This window comes from Streptomyces sp. NPDC026575 (assembly GCF_055567415.1).
The window spans coordinates 1-15727 of record NZ_JBVHQM010000047.1; the positions used below are offsets into that span (position 1 = coordinate 1).

At 72.5% G+C, this 15727-nt stretch carries 14 protein-coding genes; 8 read left to right on the forward strand and 6 right to left on the reverse strand.

Features of this window, described 5'->3' with window-relative positions:
• Positions 1 to 165 precede the first annotated feature (165 nt).
• From ACZ4NB_RS37160 to ACZ4NB_RS37175, 4 genes are all read left to right on the forward strand, one after another.
• Entirely contained in the window at positions 166 to 693 is a 528-nt protein-coding gene (locus tag ACZ4NB_RS37160) for a (2Fe-2S)-binding protein (RefSeq protein WP_467667466.1), read from the forward strand.
• 10 nt (positions 694 to 703) lie between these two features.
• The gene (locus ACZ4NB_RS37165; RefSeq protein ID WP_467667467.1) at positions 704 to 1699 is read left to right on the forward strand and encodes an FAD binding domain-containing protein; all 996 of its coding nucleotides are present in this window, start codon (positions 704 to 706) and stop codon (positions 1697 to 1699) included.
• Positions 1696 to 3939 carry a xanthine dehydrogenase family protein molybdopterin-binding subunit gene (locus ACZ4NB_RS37170; RefSeq protein ID WP_467667468.1) on the forward strand — a complete coding sequence of 748 codons (2244 nt, stop codon included), beginning with the start codon at positions 1696 to 1698 and terminating at the stop codon, positions 3937 to 3939. Before ACZ4NB_RS37165 ends, ACZ4NB_RS37170 begins: the two co-directional genes overlap by 4 nt.
• 96 nt (positions 3940 to 4035) lie before the next feature.
• Positions 4036 to 4308: a hypothetical protein gene (locus ACZ4NB_RS37175; RefSeq protein ID WP_467667469.1), complete on the forward strand. Its 273-nt coding sequence runs from the start codon at positions 4036 to 4038 to the stop codon at positions 4306 to 4308.
• A 59-nt stretch (positions 4309 to 4367) separates the two neighbouring features.
• On the opposite strand, the gene ACZ4NB_RS37180 is transcribed toward ACZ4NB_RS37175, so the two are convergent.
• Genes ACZ4NB_RS37180 through ACZ4NB_RS37195 form a run of 4 tightly spaced genes read right to left on the reverse strand, consistent with a single transcriptional unit; the run spans position 4368 to position 9259 of the window.
• The gene (locus tag ACZ4NB_RS37180) at positions 4368 to 5579 is read right to left on the reverse strand and encodes an XdhC family protein (protein WP_467667470.1); all 1212 of its coding nucleotides are present in this window, start codon (positions 5577 to 5579) and stop codon (positions 4368 to 4370) included.
• Positions 5572 to 7707 (reverse strand): xanthine dehydrogenase family protein molybdopterin-binding subunit, encoded by a 2136-nt coding sequence (locus tag ACZ4NB_RS37185; protein WP_467667471.1) that lies wholly within the window; start codon positions 7705 to 7707, stop codon positions 5572 to 5574. Before ACZ4NB_RS37185 ends, ACZ4NB_RS37180 begins: the two co-directional genes overlap by 8 nt.
• On the reverse strand, positions 7704 to 8705 hold the full coding sequence (locus ACZ4NB_RS37190) for an FAD binding domain-containing protein (protein WP_467667472.1): 1002 nt from the start codon (positions 8703 to 8705) through the stop codon (positions 7704 to 7706). Before ACZ4NB_RS37190 ends, ACZ4NB_RS37185 begins: the two co-directional genes overlap by 4 nt.
• The gene (locus ACZ4NB_RS37195; protein WP_467667473.1) at positions 8702 to 9259 is read right to left on the reverse strand and encodes a (2Fe-2S)-binding protein; all 558 of its coding nucleotides are present in this window, start codon (positions 9257 to 9259) and stop codon (positions 8702 to 8704) included. The genes ACZ4NB_RS37190 and ACZ4NB_RS37195 overlap by 4 nt, the downstream gene beginning before the upstream one ends.
• 258 nt (positions 9260 to 9517) lie before the next feature.
• On the opposite strand from ACZ4NB_RS37195, the gene ACZ4NB_RS37200 reads away from it, so the two are divergent.
• Complete coding sequence (locus ACZ4NB_RS37200) at positions 9518 to 10126, forward strand: TetR/AcrR family transcriptional regulator (protein ID WP_467667474.1); 609 nt, start codon at positions 9518 to 9520, stop codon at positions 10124 to 10126.
• 345 nt (positions 10127 to 10471) lie between these two features.
• Here the strand turns inward: ACZ4NB_RS37200 and ACZ4NB_RS37205 are convergent, their stop codons facing one another.
• A complete protein-coding gene (locus tag ACZ4NB_RS37205; protein ID WP_467667475.1) occupies positions 10472 to 11407 on the reverse strand; it encodes an alpha/beta fold hydrolase in 936 nt (311 codons plus the stop codon).
• 81 nt (positions 11408 to 11488) lie between these two features.
• Here ACZ4NB_RS37205 and ACZ4NB_RS37210 point away from each other — a divergent pair, with 81 nt between their 5' ends.
• From ACZ4NB_RS37210 to ACZ4NB_RS37220, 3 genes are all read left to right on the forward strand, one after another.
• Entirely contained in the window at positions 11489 to 12190 is a 702-nt protein-coding gene (locus ACZ4NB_RS37210) for a TetR/AcrR family transcriptional regulator (protein WP_467667476.1), read from the forward strand.
• A gap of 120 nt (positions 12191 to 12310) precedes the next feature.
• Entirely contained in the window at positions 12311 to 12826 is a 516-nt protein-coding gene (locus ACZ4NB_RS37215) for a helix-turn-helix transcriptional regulator (protein ID WP_467667477.1), read from the forward strand.
• A gap of 102 nt (positions 12827 to 12928) precedes the next feature.
• Positions 12929 to 14107: a DUF2306 domain-containing protein gene (locus ACZ4NB_RS37220; protein ID WP_467667478.1), complete on the forward strand. Its 1179-nt coding sequence runs from the start codon at positions 12929 to 12931 to the stop codon at positions 14105 to 14107.
• 121 nt (positions 14108 to 14228) lie between these two features.
• On the opposite strand, the gene ACZ4NB_RS37225 is transcribed toward ACZ4NB_RS37220, so the two are convergent.
• Positions 14229 to 15704 (reverse strand): SulP family inorganic anion transporter, encoded by a 1476-nt coding sequence (locus ACZ4NB_RS37225; RefSeq protein WP_467667497.1) that lies wholly within the window; start codon positions 15702 to 15704, stop codon positions 14229 to 14231.
• Positions 15705 to 15727 lie beyond the last annotated feature (23 nt).

A 15727-nucleotide genomic window follows, 5' to 3' on the forward strand; every position in this document is an offset into this window, starting at 1 on the left:
TCGATAGCGGAGCTATCGGGATGATTCGGCAACGCCGCGAGGTGCCGTGCCAGACGCCGCGGGCCCGGCCAGGACCCATCGGACAGGCCCTAGGCCACCGGTGTCGGGTCGCGGCCGCGATGCGGATGAAACAGGATGAAAAATCCAGCCTGAGGAGGTCTGCCCGTGTCCGCTCCCCACAGCCCGTCCAGGGCGCCCGCGGCCGCCGTGCTCCCGGAACGCGGCCCCGACCCGGTGAAGATCACCCTGCACGTCAACGGCGAGGACCGGACCTGCGAGGTCGAACCCAGGGTCAGCCTCCTGGACGCACTGCGTGAACGCCTGGACCTGACCGGTGCGAAAAAGGGCTGCGACCAGGGCACCTGTGGCGCCTGCACGGTATGGGTCGACGGCCGTCGGGTACTGGCCTGCCTCACCCTGGCGATCGCCTGCGAGGGCCGTGCGGTCTCGACCATCGAGGGGCTGGCCGAGGGGGACGAGCTGCACGCCATGCAGCGCGCCTTCGTCGAGCAGGACGCCTTCCAGTGCGGCTACTGCACCCCCGGCCAGATCATGTCGGCGGTCGCGCTGCTCAAGGAGGGCCATGCCTCGGACGACGCCGAGATCCGCGAGTGGATGAGCGGCAACATCTGCCGCTGCGCCGCCTATCCGCACATCCAGGCCGCTATCCGCGCGGTCCGCGACCAGACCTGAGGAGACCTCTGTGCGGCCCATCAGCTACTCCCGCGCCACCGCCGTCGCCGATGCGGTGGCCGCCGTCGCCGCGGACCCCACCAGCGACTTCCTGGCCGGCGGCACCACCGAGGTCGATCTGCTGCGGCAGAACGTGCTGCTGCCGCGCCGGCTGGTGGACATCAACGATCTGCCGCTCACCCAGATCGAGGACCGGCCGGACGGCGGTCTGTACATCGGCGCGCTGGCCCGTATGAGTGAGGTGGCCGCGGCGCCCGCCGTACGGGAGCGCTTCCCGATGGTGGCGCAGGCGCTGGAACTCGGCGCCTCCGCGCAGCTGCGCCACATGGCCAGCATGGGCGGCAACATGATGCAGCGGGTGCGCTGCGGCTACTTCCGCGACGCGACGTCCCCCTGCAACAAGCGCGATCCGGGCAGTGGCTGCAGCGCCCTGGACGGCTTCAACCGCGGGCACGCCGTGCTCGGCGTCAGCGACCACTGCATCGCCACCCACCCGTCGGACGTCGCCGTACCGCTGGTGGCTCTGGACGCCCGCATCCACACGGAGGGCCCGCGCGGCCGGCGGGTCTACCCGATCGACGACTTCTTCCTGCCGCCCGGCGACACCCCGCACCTGGAGCACCCGCTGGAGCACGGTGAGCTGGTGGTGGGCATCGAGGTGCCCGGCCTGCCCGCGGCCCGCACCTCGCTGTACACCAAGGTCCGCGACCGCGAGTCGTACGAGTTCGCGCTGGCCTCCGTCGCCGCCACGGTGACCGTGGAGAACGGTGTGATCGGCGAGGTGCGGCTGGCGCTGGGCGGTGTGGCCACCAAGCCCTGGCGGGCCCGCCGCGCGGAGGAGGTGCTGCGCGGCGCCCCCGCCCGCACCGAGACCTTCGCACGGGCCGCTAGCGAGGAGCTCGCCGGCGCCCGCACCGTGCCGCTCAACGCCTTCAAGGCCGAGCTGGCCCAGCGGACCCTCGTCCGGGTCCTGGAGACCCTCACCCAACCGGAGCGCGCGTCATGAGCACACCGACCCTGGCGATCGGACAGCCCACCGACCGCGTCGACGGCCGCCACAAGGTCACCGGCGGCGCGCACTACTCCGCGGACGTGCTCCTGGTCGGCATGGCGTACGCCGTCCTGGTCGGCGCACGCGTACCCAGCGGCCGGGTCACCGCGATCGACGCCTCCGAGGCGCTGCAGGCCGAAGGGGTGCTCAGCGTCCTCACCCACGAGAACCTGCCGAAGGCCGCCGGCCGGCCCCCGCTGCTTCCCTCGCTCGCCGGGATGCCCGCTCCGGGGCAGACCTTCTTCCCGCTCCAGGACGACGTGGTCCACTACACGGGGCAGCCGGTCGCCGTGGTCGTCGCCGACACCCTCGAACGGGCCCAGCACGCGGGTGCGCTGATCCGGGTCTCCTACGAGGAGACGCCGTCGGTCACCACCCTCGACCAGGGGCGCGACGAGGCGTACGAGCCCGAGGCGATCTTCGCCGGCTTCATCCCGGGCCGCAGCGAGCGCGGCGATGTGGAGAGCGGGCTGGCGCGGGCCGAGGTGCGCATCGACGCCACCTACAGCTACGCCGCGAACAACCACAACCCCATCGAGCCCTCGGCCACCACCGCGGCCTGGGACGGCGACCGACTGACCCTCTACGACGCGACCCAGGGGGTGACGGCCACCCAGCTCACCGTCGCGGCGCTGCTCGGTCTGACCCCCTCGAAGGTGCGCGTCGTCTCGCACTACGTCGGCGGCAGCTTCGGCTGCAAGGCGATGATCTGGGCGCACCCGGCGCTGGCCGCGCTCGCCGCCCGCCAGGTCGGACGCCCCGTCAAACTCGCCCTCAACCGGGAGCAGATGTTCACCTCGGTCGGCCACCGGGAGGAACAGGAGCAGCGCATCACGCTGGGCGCCGACAAGGAGGGCCGGCTCACCGCGCTGCGCCACCACAAGCTCTCGCCCACCTCGCACTTCGACGACTGGGCCGAGCCCTCCCTCGGCGTCGCCGGCCAGATCTACGCCTGCCCGAACTACGAGGGCGTCTACCGGCTGATCCGCGCCAACACCATGACGCCGACCTTCATGCGGGCCCCTGGTGAAGCCTCCGGCATGTTCGCGCTGGAGAGCACGATGGACGACCTCGCCCACCGGCTGGGCATCGATCCGGTGGAACTGCGCCTGCGCAACTACAGCGACACCGACCCCACCACCGGCAACCCCTGGTCCAGCTGCGGGCTCAGGGAGTGCTACGCACGCGGGGCCGAGCGCTTCGGCTGGCATCGGCGCAACCCCGAACCCCGGTCCCACCGCGACGGCAGATGGCTCATCGGCTACGGCATGGCAGCCGCCGGATATCCCGTCTACGGTCCGAACAACCCGCAGCGCGCCCGAGCCCGCCTGTACTCCGACGGCACCGCCGTGGTGCAGGCCGCGACGCCCGACTTCGGCACCGGGGTCGCCACCGTGATGACGCAGGTGGCCGCCGACGCCCTCGGCCTGCCCGTCGAGCGCTGCCGCTTCGAGGGCGGTGACACCACCCTGCCCACCATCGCCGCCGCGGTCGGCTCGTCGGGAGCGGGCATGATCAGCGCGGCCGTGCACACCGCGGCGACCCGCCTGCGCGACCAGCTCATCGCGCTGGCCGTCGCGGACACCCAGTCGCCCCTGCACGGTGCGGACCCCGGCGCCGTCGTCGTACGGGACGGCCGGATGACGCTGGATGCGGATCCCGGGACCGGCGAGAGCTACGGCGATCTGCTGCACCGCAACTTCCTCCCCGACGTCGAGGCGGGCGGCTCCTGGTCCCCGTCGGCCGAGAGCACCCGCTACGGGATGATGACGTTCGGCGCCCAGTTCGCCGAGGTCGCCGTGGACCCCGGCCTGGGGATCGCCCGGGTCCGTCGGATGGTCGGCGCCTTCGCGCCCGGCCGGGTCCTCAACCCCAAGACGGCCCGCAGCCAGCTCATGGGCGGGATGCTCTGGGGGCTGGGCCAGGCGCTCCTGGAGGCCAACTACATGGATGCGCGCCGCGGCCGCTGGGTCGCCTCCAGCCTGGGCGACTACCTCGTTCCGGTCCATGCCGACGCACCGTCGGTGGAGGTCGAACTCGTCGATGTGACCGACGAGATCGTCAACCCGCTCGGCGTGAAGGGCGTCGGTGAGGTCGGCCAGGTGGGCGCCGCCGCAGCCATCGCCAACGCCATCCACCACGCCACCGGACGCCGCTTCCGCAAACTGCCCATCACCCTCGAAGACCTGCTGTGAGCCAGGGCGGGGCGGAAGCGGGGGTGTGGGCGGGAGCGGGGGTGTGGGCCGGGCACTGCCCGTAAGTGCGGTGCCCGTTGTGGGGCACCTGTCGGCATGCCCGGTCAGCCCGCTCCCGAGTCCATACAGGCGCAGTTCGCACACGCCGGGCTCGCCCAGGCTGCCAACGCCGCGCTCGGTGCGCTCGGTGCGCTCGCGGCGACGGTGGCACTGGCGACCGTCACACGGTGGGGAGCCCGCATCCCGCGCTGGGTGCTGTGCTGCGCGCTGACGCTCGTGCTGGTGATGCTGTCGCACGGGCTCTGCCGGGGTGTCGCGGCCTGGCACCACGCGCACGGCAGAACGGCCGGGGCTCCGGGCCACAGCTGACGGGCTCGCCGCCGGTGCCCGGATCGGCGCCCCGGCGTTCGTCAGTGCCCCGAGCCGCCTCATGCCGCCGCATGTCTCCCGGCCCTACCGGCCCCCCGCCCGTCCGCCTCGTCATCCGGGTCCGCGTTGATGTCCATGTCCGCGTCCGCGTCATGGTGGATCGGAGTCCCCGAACCGGTCAGCGGAGCGCCCGTGCCGCCCCGCCGGGCCGCGACGATCTCCGCCGCGATGGACAGCGCGGTCTCCTCGGGTGTACGGGCTCCGAGGTCGAGACCTATCGGGGACCGCAGCCGGGCCAACTCCCGGACGGTGAGACCTGCTTCGCGCAGCCGCCGGTTGCGGTCCTCATGGGTGCGGCGGGAGCCCATCGCGCCGACGAACGCGACCGGCAGCCGCAGCGCCGCCGTCAGCAGGGGAACGTCGAACTTGGCGTCGTGGGTCAGTACGCACAGGACCGTACGGGCGTCGGTCGCGGTGCGCTGGAGGTAGCGATGCGGCCAGTCGACCACGAGGTCGTCGGCTTCGGGGAAGCGGGTGCGGGTGGCGAAGACCGGACGGGCGTCGCACACGGTCACGTGATAGCCGAGGAACTTGCCCGTACGCACCAGCGCCGCGGCGACGTCGACGGCACCGAAGACGATCATGCGGGGCGGTGGCACGCTCGACTCGACGAACAGCGAGAGGTCGGCGGGGTCGCAGCGCGAGCCGCTCTCCGAGAGGGCGACCGTGCCGGTGCGGCCGGCGTCGAGCAGGGCACGGGCCTCGCCGGCCGCCGCCCGGTCGAGTTCCCCAAGGCCGCCCAGGCCGCCCAGGCCGCCCTCGAACGAGCCGTCGGGGCGCACCAGCAGCGCCCGGCCCAGGAGCCGCTCCGGCCCCCGGGCCACCCGGACCAGCGCCGCGGTCTCCCCGCGGGCGGCGGCCGACAGCGCCGCCTCGCACACCTTTCTGACCGGCGCGCCGGCGCCCATCGGCGTGACCAGGACCTCGACGACCCCGCCGCAGGTCAGCCCCACCGCGAAGGCGTCCTCATCGCTGTAGCCGAACCGCTCGCGCACGGTCTCGCCGTCCTTCAGCGCCTGGACGCACAGGTCGTAGACCGCCGCCTCGACGCAGCCGCCGGAGACCGACCCGATGGCCGTGCCCTCGGCGTCGACGGCCAGGGCGGCGCCGGGGCCGCGCGGCGCACTGCCGCTCACCGCCACGACGGAGGCGACGGCGAAGGACCGGCCCTCCTCCGCCCAGCGGTTCAACTCCTCGGCGATATCAAGCATGTCGGGTCCCGTCGGGCGCTCCCGCCTGCAGAACGCGGTCGGGGCGGATGGGCAGGTGCCGGTGGCGTACACCGGTCGCGTGCCAGACCGCGTTGGCGATCGCCGCGGCGGCGCCGACGATGCCGATCTCGCCGATGCCCTTGATCCCGACCGGGTCCTCCGGATCGGGGTCGTCGACCCAGTCCGCCTCGATGAGCGGGACATCGGCGTTCGAGGCGATGTGGTATCCGGCGAGGTCGGCGCCCACATGACCGCCCGATGCCGGGTCCCTGACGGCCTCCTCGTGCAACGCCATCGAGATGCCCCAGGTCATACCGCCGATGAACTGATTGCGTGCGGTCAGCGGGTTGATGATCCGGCCCGCGGCGAAGATGCCGAGCATCCGCCGGACGCGGACCTCGCCGCTGGCGACGTCCACGGCGACCTCGGCGAACTGCGCTCCGAAGGAGTGCCGTTCCTTCTGCGTGAGTGCGCCGAGGGCCTCGGTAGTGTCGGCCCGTGCCGTGATGCCCTGCTCCGGAATGTCGATGCCGAGGGCCAGTTGATCCCGCAGTTCGCGCACCGCGGCTGTGACCGCCCAGCCCCAGGAGCGGGTGCCCATCGAGCCGCCCGCAAGCATCGCCGGGCCGAAGTCACTGTCCGCAATGCGTACCTGGACGCGCTCCGGTGCCACCTTAAGGGCGTCCGCGGCAATCAGGGTCAGCGCGGTCCGCGCTCCGGTCCCGACGTCCGCCGCGGTGATCCGTACGGTGAAGGTGCCGTCGACCTCCGCCGTCACGGCCGCCGTGGACGGGCCGACGAGCACGGGGAAGGTGGCCGTGGCGGTGCCGGTCCCGAGCAGCCAGCGCCCTTCACGGCGCAGTCCGGGACGCGGATCCCGGTCCGCCCAGCCGAACCTGCGGGCACCTTCCTGGAAGCAGGACAGGAGATTGCGGCTGCTGAACGGGAGGCCGGAGACGGGCCCCACGTCCGGTTCGTTGCGGGCCCGCAGCGCGATCGGGTCCATGCCGCACTTCTCGGCGAGTTCGTCGAGCGCGGACTCCAGCGCGAACGAGCCCGGAGCCTCACCGGGCGCGCGCATAAAGGTCGGCGTCGGCACGTCGAGAGGTACGACGCGGTTGACGGTGTGGTGCGCGTCGGCGTCGTACAGCGGACGTCCGAACCCAGCGCTCTGCTCGACGAATTCATGGACGGTCGAGGTCAGGCTCTGCCCCTGGTGGTCGAAGGCGCGCAGCCGTCCATCGCTGTCGGCGCCGAGCCTGACGCGCTGCGCGGTGGGGCTGCGGTAGCCGACCAGCGAGAACGTCTGACGGCGCGTCATGATGACTCTGACGGGGCGGTCCAGGACCGTCGCCGCCATCGCGGCGAGGATCTGGTGCACGCGTATGCCCTTGGCCCCGAAGGCCCCGCCGACGTGTTCGGACCGCACCCGGACCGAGGCCGGGTCGAGGGAGAACAGCTTCGCCAGCTCGTCCGCGACCCAGGTGCTGCCCTGGTTGGAGTCGAAGACTTCGAGACGGCCGCTGTCCCAGCGCGCGGTCGCCGCGTGCGGTTCCATCGCGCTGTGGTGCTCTTCGGGCGTGGTGTACTCCGCGTCCACGACGTGGGTGGACGCGGCGAGTTCGGCCTCCAGGTCGCCTTTCTCCGTTTGCATGCCCGCGGCGTCCGGCGTGTAGGTGCCGGGACGTCCGGCGGAGAACGCCACGTCGTGCGACTCCGCGTCGTAGTGGACGACCAGCGTCTCGGCCGCCTCCCGAGCCTGCTCGGACGTCTCGGCGACGACCAGCGCCACCGGCCAGCCCATGAACGGCACCCGGTCGTGCTGGAAGACCTCGACGATCGGGTCGGGACGGCCCAGCATGCCCAGGTAGTCGCCGTCGACGCGCGGCGCGTTCCCGTGGTGCAGGACGGCCAGGACGCCGGGCATCGCGAGAACGGGGGCCGACTCGACCGAACGGATGCGGCCGCGGGCGACGGTGGACAACACCAGCCAGCCGTGGGCGAGGTCGGCGAAGGGGATCTCGCCGGCGTAGCGGGCCGCGCCGGTGACCTTGTCGCGGCCCTCCACGCGGGTGTGCGCGGCGCCGACGGCGCCCTGCGCGGACGTGGCCTGTGTCGTCGTGGTCATCGCGCGGCCTCCTCGGCGGGCTCGGTCAGTGCGGTCAGCTCGGCGACGACGAGGTTGCGCATCAGCGTCACCTTGTATCCGTTGTGGGGAAGTGCTGCGGCGGCGGCCAGCTCGGCGTCCGCGGCGGCGGCGAACGCGGCGGCGTCCGCCGGGCCTCCGGTCAGCACGCGCTCGGCCTCCCGGGCCCGCCACGGCCGGGACGCCACCGCCCCGAAGGCGAGGCGCACTTCGCGCACCACACCGTCCCGGACGTCCAGGGCTGCGGCGACCGAGCCGATGGCGAACGCGTAGGACGCGCGCTCGCGCACCTTTCGATAGCGGGAGTGTGCGGCGACCGGGGCCGGCGGCAGGGTGACGCCGGTGATCAACGCCCCGGCCGGCAGCGCGGTCTCCAGATGCGGACTGTCCCCCACGGGCGGATAGAACTCCGCGAACGGCAACTCGCCCGGCCCGTCGGCCGTTTCATAGGCCACGACGGCGTCGAAGGCGGCGAGCGCCACCCCCATGTCCGACGGATGAACGGCCACGCACTGATCGGAGGCACCGAGGATCGCGGAGTTGCGGTGCTCGCCCTCGATGGCGGGGCAACCGCTTCCGGGGACGCGCTTGTTGCACGGTTTGGCCAGGTCGGCGTAGTAGCCGCAGCGGGTGCGCTGGAGGAGGTTCCCACCGACCGTGGCCATGTTCCGCAGCTGTCCCGAGGCCCCGGCCAGCACGGCCTGCGCCAACGCCGGGTAGCGGCGCCGCACTTCGGGGTGGGCGGCCAGATCGCTGTTGGTGACCGTCGCGCCGATGTGCAGACCGCCGTCCGGCGTGACCTCGATCCGGTCCAGGGGAAGTTCGCGCACGTCGATGAGGAGTGCGGGCCGCTCCACGCCGGCCTTCATCAGGTCGACGAGGTTGGTGCCGCCGCCGAGGAAGCGCGCGTCCGGTTCGGCGCCGAGCAGGGCGACCGCACCCGGCACGTCGAACGCACGCTGATAGCCGAACTCCCTCATACCCCCGCCTCCGTGTCCACGTCCACGTTCGCCTCCGCCGCCCGCGCGACCGCCTGCACTATCGATACATACGCGCCGCAGCGGCACAGGTTGCCGCTCATCCGCTCCCGGATCTCGTCGGCGGTCAGCGGCGGCGCCCCCGCTTCGGGCCGTATGTCCTCGGTGACGGCACTGGGCCAGCCGGCCGCGTGCTCCTCGATGACCGCCAGGGCCGAACAGATCTGCCCCGGCGTGCAGTAGCCGCACTGATAGCCGTCGAGGTCGAGGAACGCCTGCTGCACCGGATGCAGCCGCTCGCCGTCCGCCACGCCCTCGATGGTGGTGATCTCACGCCCCTCGGCGGCGACCGCGAGCTGCAGGCAGGAGACGGCCCGGCGCCCGTCGATCAGCACCGTGCAAGCGCCGCACTGGCCTTGGTCGCAGCCCTTCTTGGTCCCGGTCAGATCGAGTCGCTCACGCAGCGCGTCAAGGAGGGTGGTGCGGTGGTCGACGGGCAGCGTGTGCTTTTCGCCGTTGACGTTCAGGGTGATGGCGCTGGACGCCGATAGGGCCATGATCAGCCTTCTTTCGCGTATATAAGGCGCGGCGGGCATCGGGGCGCGGTCGCTGGGGCCTGCGTGAGGGGCCGGGAAGTCGAGCTGTCCCCGTGAGCGGTTCGAAAGGTCGTGGCACGGCTCTGCACAGGGGTCTCTGTGCGAAGCGACATAAGCTATGGTGAACCTAGCGGACAGTTGTCCGGTTACCGTCGAATCTATCGGACACCTGTCCGGTTAGCAAGAGTCGACCGTCGGTGATTCCCGAAAGGGGGACGAGTGCAGCACGCAGAGAGCACGCCGGGGAAGGCCACCCCGGCGAAAGAAGCACCGCTGCGCTCGGACGCACAGCGCAATCGAGAGCGCATCCTGGAAGTCGCGCTGGAGGAGTTGACGCACTCCGCCGACGCCCCGCTGAGCGCGATCGCGAAGAAGGCGGGCGTCGGACAGGGGACGTTCTACCGCAACTTCCCCAACCGCGAGTCGCTCGTCCTGGAGGTCTACCGCCACGAGGTCCGGCAGGTCTCCGACACCGCCTGCCAGCTCCTTGAGACCCGCGCACCCGACCAGGCGCTGCGGGAGTGGATGGACCGCCTCGCCCAGTACGCCATGACCAAGGCCGGTCTGCGCGACGCCATGCGCAAGGCCACCACCGCACAAGGCGCCATGGCCGGCCTGGGACACGGCACGGTCACCGCGGCCGTCGCCGCCCTGCTGAAGGCGAACGAGGAGGCCGGCACCATCCGCCCGGGGCTCACCCCCGACGACTTCCTCCTGGCCATCGCCGGCCTCTGGCAGATCGACCCGCACGGCGACTGGCACTCCCGCGCGGACCGCCTGCTGGACCTCGTCATGGACGGCCTGCGCGCGGGCGCGCCCGGACGGTGAGGCGGGCCCGCAGTCCCAGGCTGCGTCGGCTGGCTCGGCTCGTGTCGGACGCCGGCCCGCAGCCCGCCAAGTGAAACGGCGCCTGAGGTGGTTGCTCGGCTCTCCGAGCCGCGGAGTGCGCGGCGGGGAACGGCGCGCGCAGGTGTTCCCGCCAAAGGCGCGCCACGACGGCTTCAGGCTCAGTGGTTCTCTTCACCCGACTCATCATCGTGCAGCCCCTCCACTGCGGGTATGTGCCTGCGCAGGCGGCGTCAGCAACCTGCCACGGCCGGTCGGACGCGGTCGCCGGACGTCGCGCGCGCGGACTGCGCATGCCGCGGCGGAGCCCCCCTCCCGCTGGGCGCTTCAGTCGACGGACGGTCGAGGCAGGGGGCGATGGGTGTCAGCCAGCGCGCGGAGTTCGGTGGCGACGTCGCCCCATGCGCATGCGGGGAGTTCATGGCCGACTCGGGGCAGGAGGACCAGGCGCGAGCCGGGGATCCGGGAGGCGATCACCTTCGCCGCGCCGGGCTTGATCAGGGGGTCGTCCGCCCCGTGGAGGACGAGCGTGGGATGGGTGACGGCGGTGATCGACGGGCCGTGCCACTGGGCGCCGATCTGGCGGCTCTGCGCCTGCGGGTCGTGTATGCCGCGGTCGATGTTGCGTGCGACGGCCTCTCGGGCGGCCGGCTCGTCGAAGGGCCGGTGGGGCGAGGCGAGGAGGCGGGAGACCTCGACACCGGCCGCCAGGGCCCCCTCGGGCGTATCGGGAAACCGCAGGCGGGCGAACTTCGCCAGGGTCCCCAGCCGGACGTACCGCATGGTCCGCAGTCCCGAGGCGTCTCCGGGGACGGCCGCCATGGAGACGAGGGTCCGGACGCGACCGGGGTGCCGTAGTGCCACGCGCTGGGCGACGGCTCCGCCGAGGGAGACGCCCATCAGGTGTGCGGATCGCCATCCCAGGGCGTCCAGGACGGCAACGGCGTCATCCGCCATGTCCTCGGCCGTGTACGCCTCTCCCCGCTTGGCGAAGAGCGCGGTGATGGGGTTGCCGGTGGGGGTGGGCGGCAGATGGGTCGACTCCCCGCCGTCGCGCTGGTCGTACCGGGCCACGGCGAAGCCCTGCGCGGCCAGCATCCGGCACAACCCGTCCGGGATCCATAGCCGGTTGGCGCCCAGCCCCGTGGCCAGCAGGAGCGGCTCACCGTCGGCCCCTTCGGTCAGCGAGTCGAAGGCCAGCCGCACCGCGCCGTTCTCCGCCCAGCGGACCGGGCTCCACAGGTTTTCCGGGGTGGGGGACATGAGCACCTCCATAACTGCGATCTATGTTCGCAGTTTTAGAGTAAGGGATGTGCCATGGGAACGCAGGAGGCGGGTGGAGGAATGGCCGAGGAACAGCTGACGGTCTGGGCGCGGCCCGAGCGCGGGAGCCGCGGCCCCGCGGCCGTGCACAGCCGCGCGGAGCTGGCCGCCGTCGCCGTCGAACTGGCCGACCGGGGCGGCCTGTCGGCGGTGTCGATGCGCCAGGTGGCCAAGGAGCTGGGCACCGGACAGGCATCCCTCTACCGCTATATCGCCGGCCGCGAGGACCTGCTCGACCTGATGACGGACGCGGTGGCGGAGGAGATCGACCTCGACGTCCCGCTCCGTGGCGACCCCGTGGCGGATCTGGTCGCCCTGGCCGCCCGGACCAAGGCCGTCCACCTACGGCACCCCTGGCTGCCGGACGTCCCGGCGGAGCCGCTGCGGCTGGGGCCCAGGAGCCTGGACTTCCTGGAGTACGCCCTGCGGGCCATGGCCTCCGTCCGACTGCCCGGCCCGGCCAAGCTGGAAGTCGTCGCCCTGATGAACGCCTTGGTCACCCAGTTCGCCCGGGCCGAACTCCAGGGCAGCCGCGGGAACACCGACCGCCAGGCGGCACAGGCCGCCTACCTGGGCGAGGCGGCCGCCCAAGGAGACCATCCGCATCTCGCGGCCGCCCTGGCCGAGCGCTCCGGAACGGACCCGGCGGAGGATGCGCAGGTGCGGTTCGAGCGGACGATGCACCGGGTGCTCACCGGGCTCCTCCTGCCCGAACCCTCCTGAGGTGCGCTTCGGTCGCCGCGCCGACCGCCGACCGAAGCACTCCGCCCCCTCACCACGCGGGTGCTACGGCACATCGACGGCACCACTACGACCGGCCGGCCCTCGCGATACCGTCACGCCATGCCTGACGCCCGGTTGACCACACCCTCGTTCCTCGTCCTCGGCATCATCGACAAACTGGGTGAGGCCAGTCCGTACGACGTCAAGGGCGAGGCCGCCCGCACGGTGGCGCCGTTCTGGTCGATGCCGCACGCACAGGTCTACGCGCAGTGCGACCGCCTCGTGGAGGCGGGCCTGCTGTCGGAGGTCCGGCAGGCGGGCGGGCGCAACCGGCGGCTGATGAAGCTGACCGCGGCGGGCAAGGCGGCGCTGGAGGAGTGGCTCGCCGATCCGGCCTTCGTACCGGTGGAGGCGCGCGAACGCGGCATCCTGAAGCTGTGGTTCGGGGCCCGGCCGGAGGCGCTCGCCCCGGTGCAGCTGACCGAGCATCACCACACGCTCGCCAACTACGAGGAACTCGCGGAGACCGTGGGCGACGCGCTGACCCGGGGGCAGCGCGAGGCGCTGGAGTTCGGGATCCGGTATGAGCGGATGATGGTCGATTTCTGGCAGTGGGTGAAGCGACGCGGCGCATGATGCCGCCGCGGTGACCGTTGACCACGGCGACGGAGCACCCCTACCGTCTCGATAGTCCAGACAGGACTATCGAGGCCCGGTGCCGCGATCGAGGGAGTCACCGTGAACCGTCTCCGGAAGGTGCCCTGGCGCCGCGTGGCCACGATCGCGGTGGTGGGCGTCTGCGTCGGCTACGCGCCCATCGCGATGACCGGGTTGTGGCCGTACGCGCACCGCGGCGCACCGGCGTTCGGGGAGTGGATCCTGTCCCGCGCGGTGTCCCCGCGGTACGTCGCCGACGCCCTCGCCACCCGGATCGGGCCCTACGGGCACAGCCTGGCGGCGATGATCGTCCACTCGGTGCTGGGCGGTGCGCTGATGCTGCTCGGGCCGGTCCAGCTGCTCTCGGCGGTGCGGCGGCGCATACGGCTGCACCGCGCCGTGGGCGTGGTGTTCGCGCTGACGGTGTATGTCTCCATGGCGGGCGCGGCGGCCTATCTGGCGCGGACCGCACCGGACGACGCGTTCAGCGGGGCGGCGTTCTGGATCGACCTCACCACCATCCTGGTCGGCACCGTGCTGAGCGTGACGTTCGGCATCCTCGCCGCCGTCCGGCGCCTCCCCGACCTGCACCAGCGGTGGATGCTGCTGTGCTACGGCTTCCTCATGACCGCGCCGCTGCTGCGTCTTGAGTGGGGTGCGCTCCCGTGGATCTGGCCCGGCCTCTCCATGACGGCCATCAACCGGATCGCGATCATGCACCTCGGTTCCGTGGTCGCGTTCGGTGCGCTGATCGCCTCCCGCGCCATGGACAGGCGCAAGGCGGCTCCCGGGGTGACCGGGACATGGGTGCCGCGGCCCGTGCTCGCCGCCGCGCATCTGGCCGGCGCGGCCGCCCTGGTGTGGATCGCCACGTCCTACCTGGGGTGGGGCACCGGGGGACGGCGGCTGCTGCTCGCCTACCTGGTCCCGTACGCCGCGACCTACGCCGTGATGCTCATCGCCCTCGGGCGCGCGGGCCGCGACGGCAGGAGCTGGGCGCGCGAGGAGTGGCGGCTGCACCTGACGGCCCTGTGCCTGGCGCCGGTGTTCTCGGCGTCCGTGGCGCTGCCGTTCGAGCGGTACCTGGGTCTGGACCGGCAGACCGCGCTGTCGGCGGGTGTCGCGATCGGCTGCGGTGTGCTGGCGTTCGCGGCGACCGCCGTGGTCGGCCTGCGCGTCGTGTACGGCCGGGAGCGGATCGGGCGGGAGGGCCCGGCCGTCGCCCACCGCACGGGGCGGGCTGCGTCGCCGCTCGGATAACTCGCGCCCACAGGAGGGCAGTTGCTGCAGTGCGGTCACGGTGACGGGCCCGCCGCCGTGGTGTCGGCGGCGGGCCCCGGCCCGTACCCGGGGAGTCCCCCGAAGGGAGCCCCGCCCGTCCTCAGGTGACGGAGGCCATCCGGACCGGTTCGACGCCCTCGGCGCTGTGGCGGGCGGCCCAGTTCTCCAGGGACATCCGGCACGCGTGGTCGAGGTGGCGCAGACCGGCCAGGTGCAGTTCGATCGGCCGGTTCTGCGGCAGGGCTTCGAGGGTGTCGAGGAGCTTCGGCAGCCGCAGGAACGTGGCGTTGCCGGTCAGGTGTGCCTGGATCGGACCGGCCCCCTTGTCGATCACGTCGACGCGTACATGCGAGGTCTCCCACGCCGTCTTGACCACGGCCAGGGCCAGGCCGATGAGCACGCCCTCGAACATGCTCACCGCGACGATCGCCACCGCGGTGACGGCCAGGATCAGCGCCTCGCCCCGGTGTTCACGCCACAGCTTCCCCCACTGCCTTACGGGGACGAGCTTGCAGCCGGAGTGCACCAGGACGCCCGCGAGCGCCGCGAGCGGGATGACGCCGAGTGCGGCGGGCAGCAGCGCGGCGAAGAGCAGCAGCCACACCCCGTGCATCACCCGCGACGCCTTGGTCCGCGCCCCGGCCTGCACATTGGCGGCACTGCGGACGATCACCGCGGTCATCGGCAGCGCGCCGAGCAGTCCGCAGACGGTGTTGCCGGCGCCCTGCGCCATCAGTTCCTTGTCGTAGTCGGTCCGCGGCCCGTCGTGCAGCCGGTCCACCGCGGCCGCGCTGAACAGCGACTCCGCCGACGCGATCAGCGTGAACGCCAGCACGGTGCCGACGACGCCCACACCGGCGAGCCGGTCGAGGTCGCTCAGGCCCGGCGGCTGGATCGACTCCAGGAGGCCCTGCACCTCGACCTTCGCCACGGGCAGCTTGAGCACGACCGAGGCGGCGGTGGCCAGCGCCACCGCGGCCAGCGGCGCGGGCACGACCTGCACGGCCTTCGGCAGCTTCTTCCACAGCACGAGGACGGCGATCGTGCCCGCGCCCAGCCCGAAGGCCGTCAGCGCGGTGCCGGAACCCACGGTGTCGACGAGCATTCCGGGCAGCCCAGCGATCTTGTCGATACCGCTGGACGGGGCCTTGGTGTCAGCCATGGCGTACAGCTGACCGGCGATCAGGACCAGCCCGATCCCGGCGAGCATGCCCTCGACGACGGCCACGGAGATGGCCCGGAACCAGCGGCCGAGCCGCAGCGCGCCCATGAGCAGCTGGAGCAGGCCCGCGGCGAGCACCAGCACGCCGAGCGCGGCCACGCCGTACTCCCGCACCGCTTCGTAGACCAGCACCGTCAGTCCGGCGGCCGGGCCGGAGACCTGGAGACTGCTGCCCGGCAGCAGGCCGGTGAGGAGTCCGCCGACGATGCCGGTGATCAGACCGAGTTCGGCCGGCACCCCGGAGGCGACGGCCACCCCGACGCACAGCGGCAGCGCGACGAGGAAGACCACGAGCGAGGCGGCGAAGTCGCGCCGCAGATCGAGGGAACCGGACTTCCCGCGGAGGCCGAACAGGCCGGTCCGCTGCCGGTCGGGCG

What these genes read in the sequence shown, in the direction of transcription:
- ACZ4NB_RS37180 (WP_467667470.1), bottom strand. Translation starts at nt 5,579, where the DNA reads ATGCTTGATATCGCCGAGGAGTTGAACCGCTGGGCGGAGGAGGGCCGG.
- ACZ4NB_RS37195 (WP_467667473.1), bottom strand. Translation starts at nt 9,259, where the DNA reads ATGGCCCTATCGGCGTCCAGCGCCATCACCCTGAACGTCAACGGCGAA.
- ACZ4NB_RS37185 (WP_467667471.1), bottom strand. Translation starts at nt 7,707, where the DNA reads ATGACCACGACGACACAGGCCACGTCCGCGCAGGGCGCCGTCGGCGCC.
- ACZ4NB_RS37205 (WP_467667475.1), bottom strand. Translation starts at nt 11,407, where the DNA reads ATGTCCCCCACCCCGGAAAACCTGTGGAGCCCGGTCCGCTGGGCGGAG.
- ACZ4NB_RS37190 (WP_467667472.1), bottom strand. Translation starts at nt 8,705, where the DNA reads ATGAGGGAGTTCGGCTATCAGCGTGCGTTCGACGTGCCGGGTGCGGTC.
- ACZ4NB_RS37215 (WP_467667477.1), top strand. Translation starts at nt 12,311, where the DNA reads ATGCCTGACGCCCGGTTGACCACACCCTCGTTCCTCGTCCTCGGCATC.
- ACZ4NB_RS37175 (WP_467667469.1), top strand. Translation starts at nt 4,036, where the DNA reads ATGCCCGGTCAGCCCGCTCCCGAGTCCATACAGGCGCAGTTCGCACAC.
- ACZ4NB_RS37170 (WP_467667468.1), top strand. Translation starts at nt 1,696, where the DNA reads ATGAGCACACCGACCCTGGCGATCGGACAGCCCACCGACCGCGTCGAC.
- ACZ4NB_RS37210 (WP_467667476.1), top strand. Translation starts at nt 11,489, where the DNA reads ATGGCCGAGGAACAGCTGACGGTCTGGGCGCGGCCCGAGCGCGGGAGC.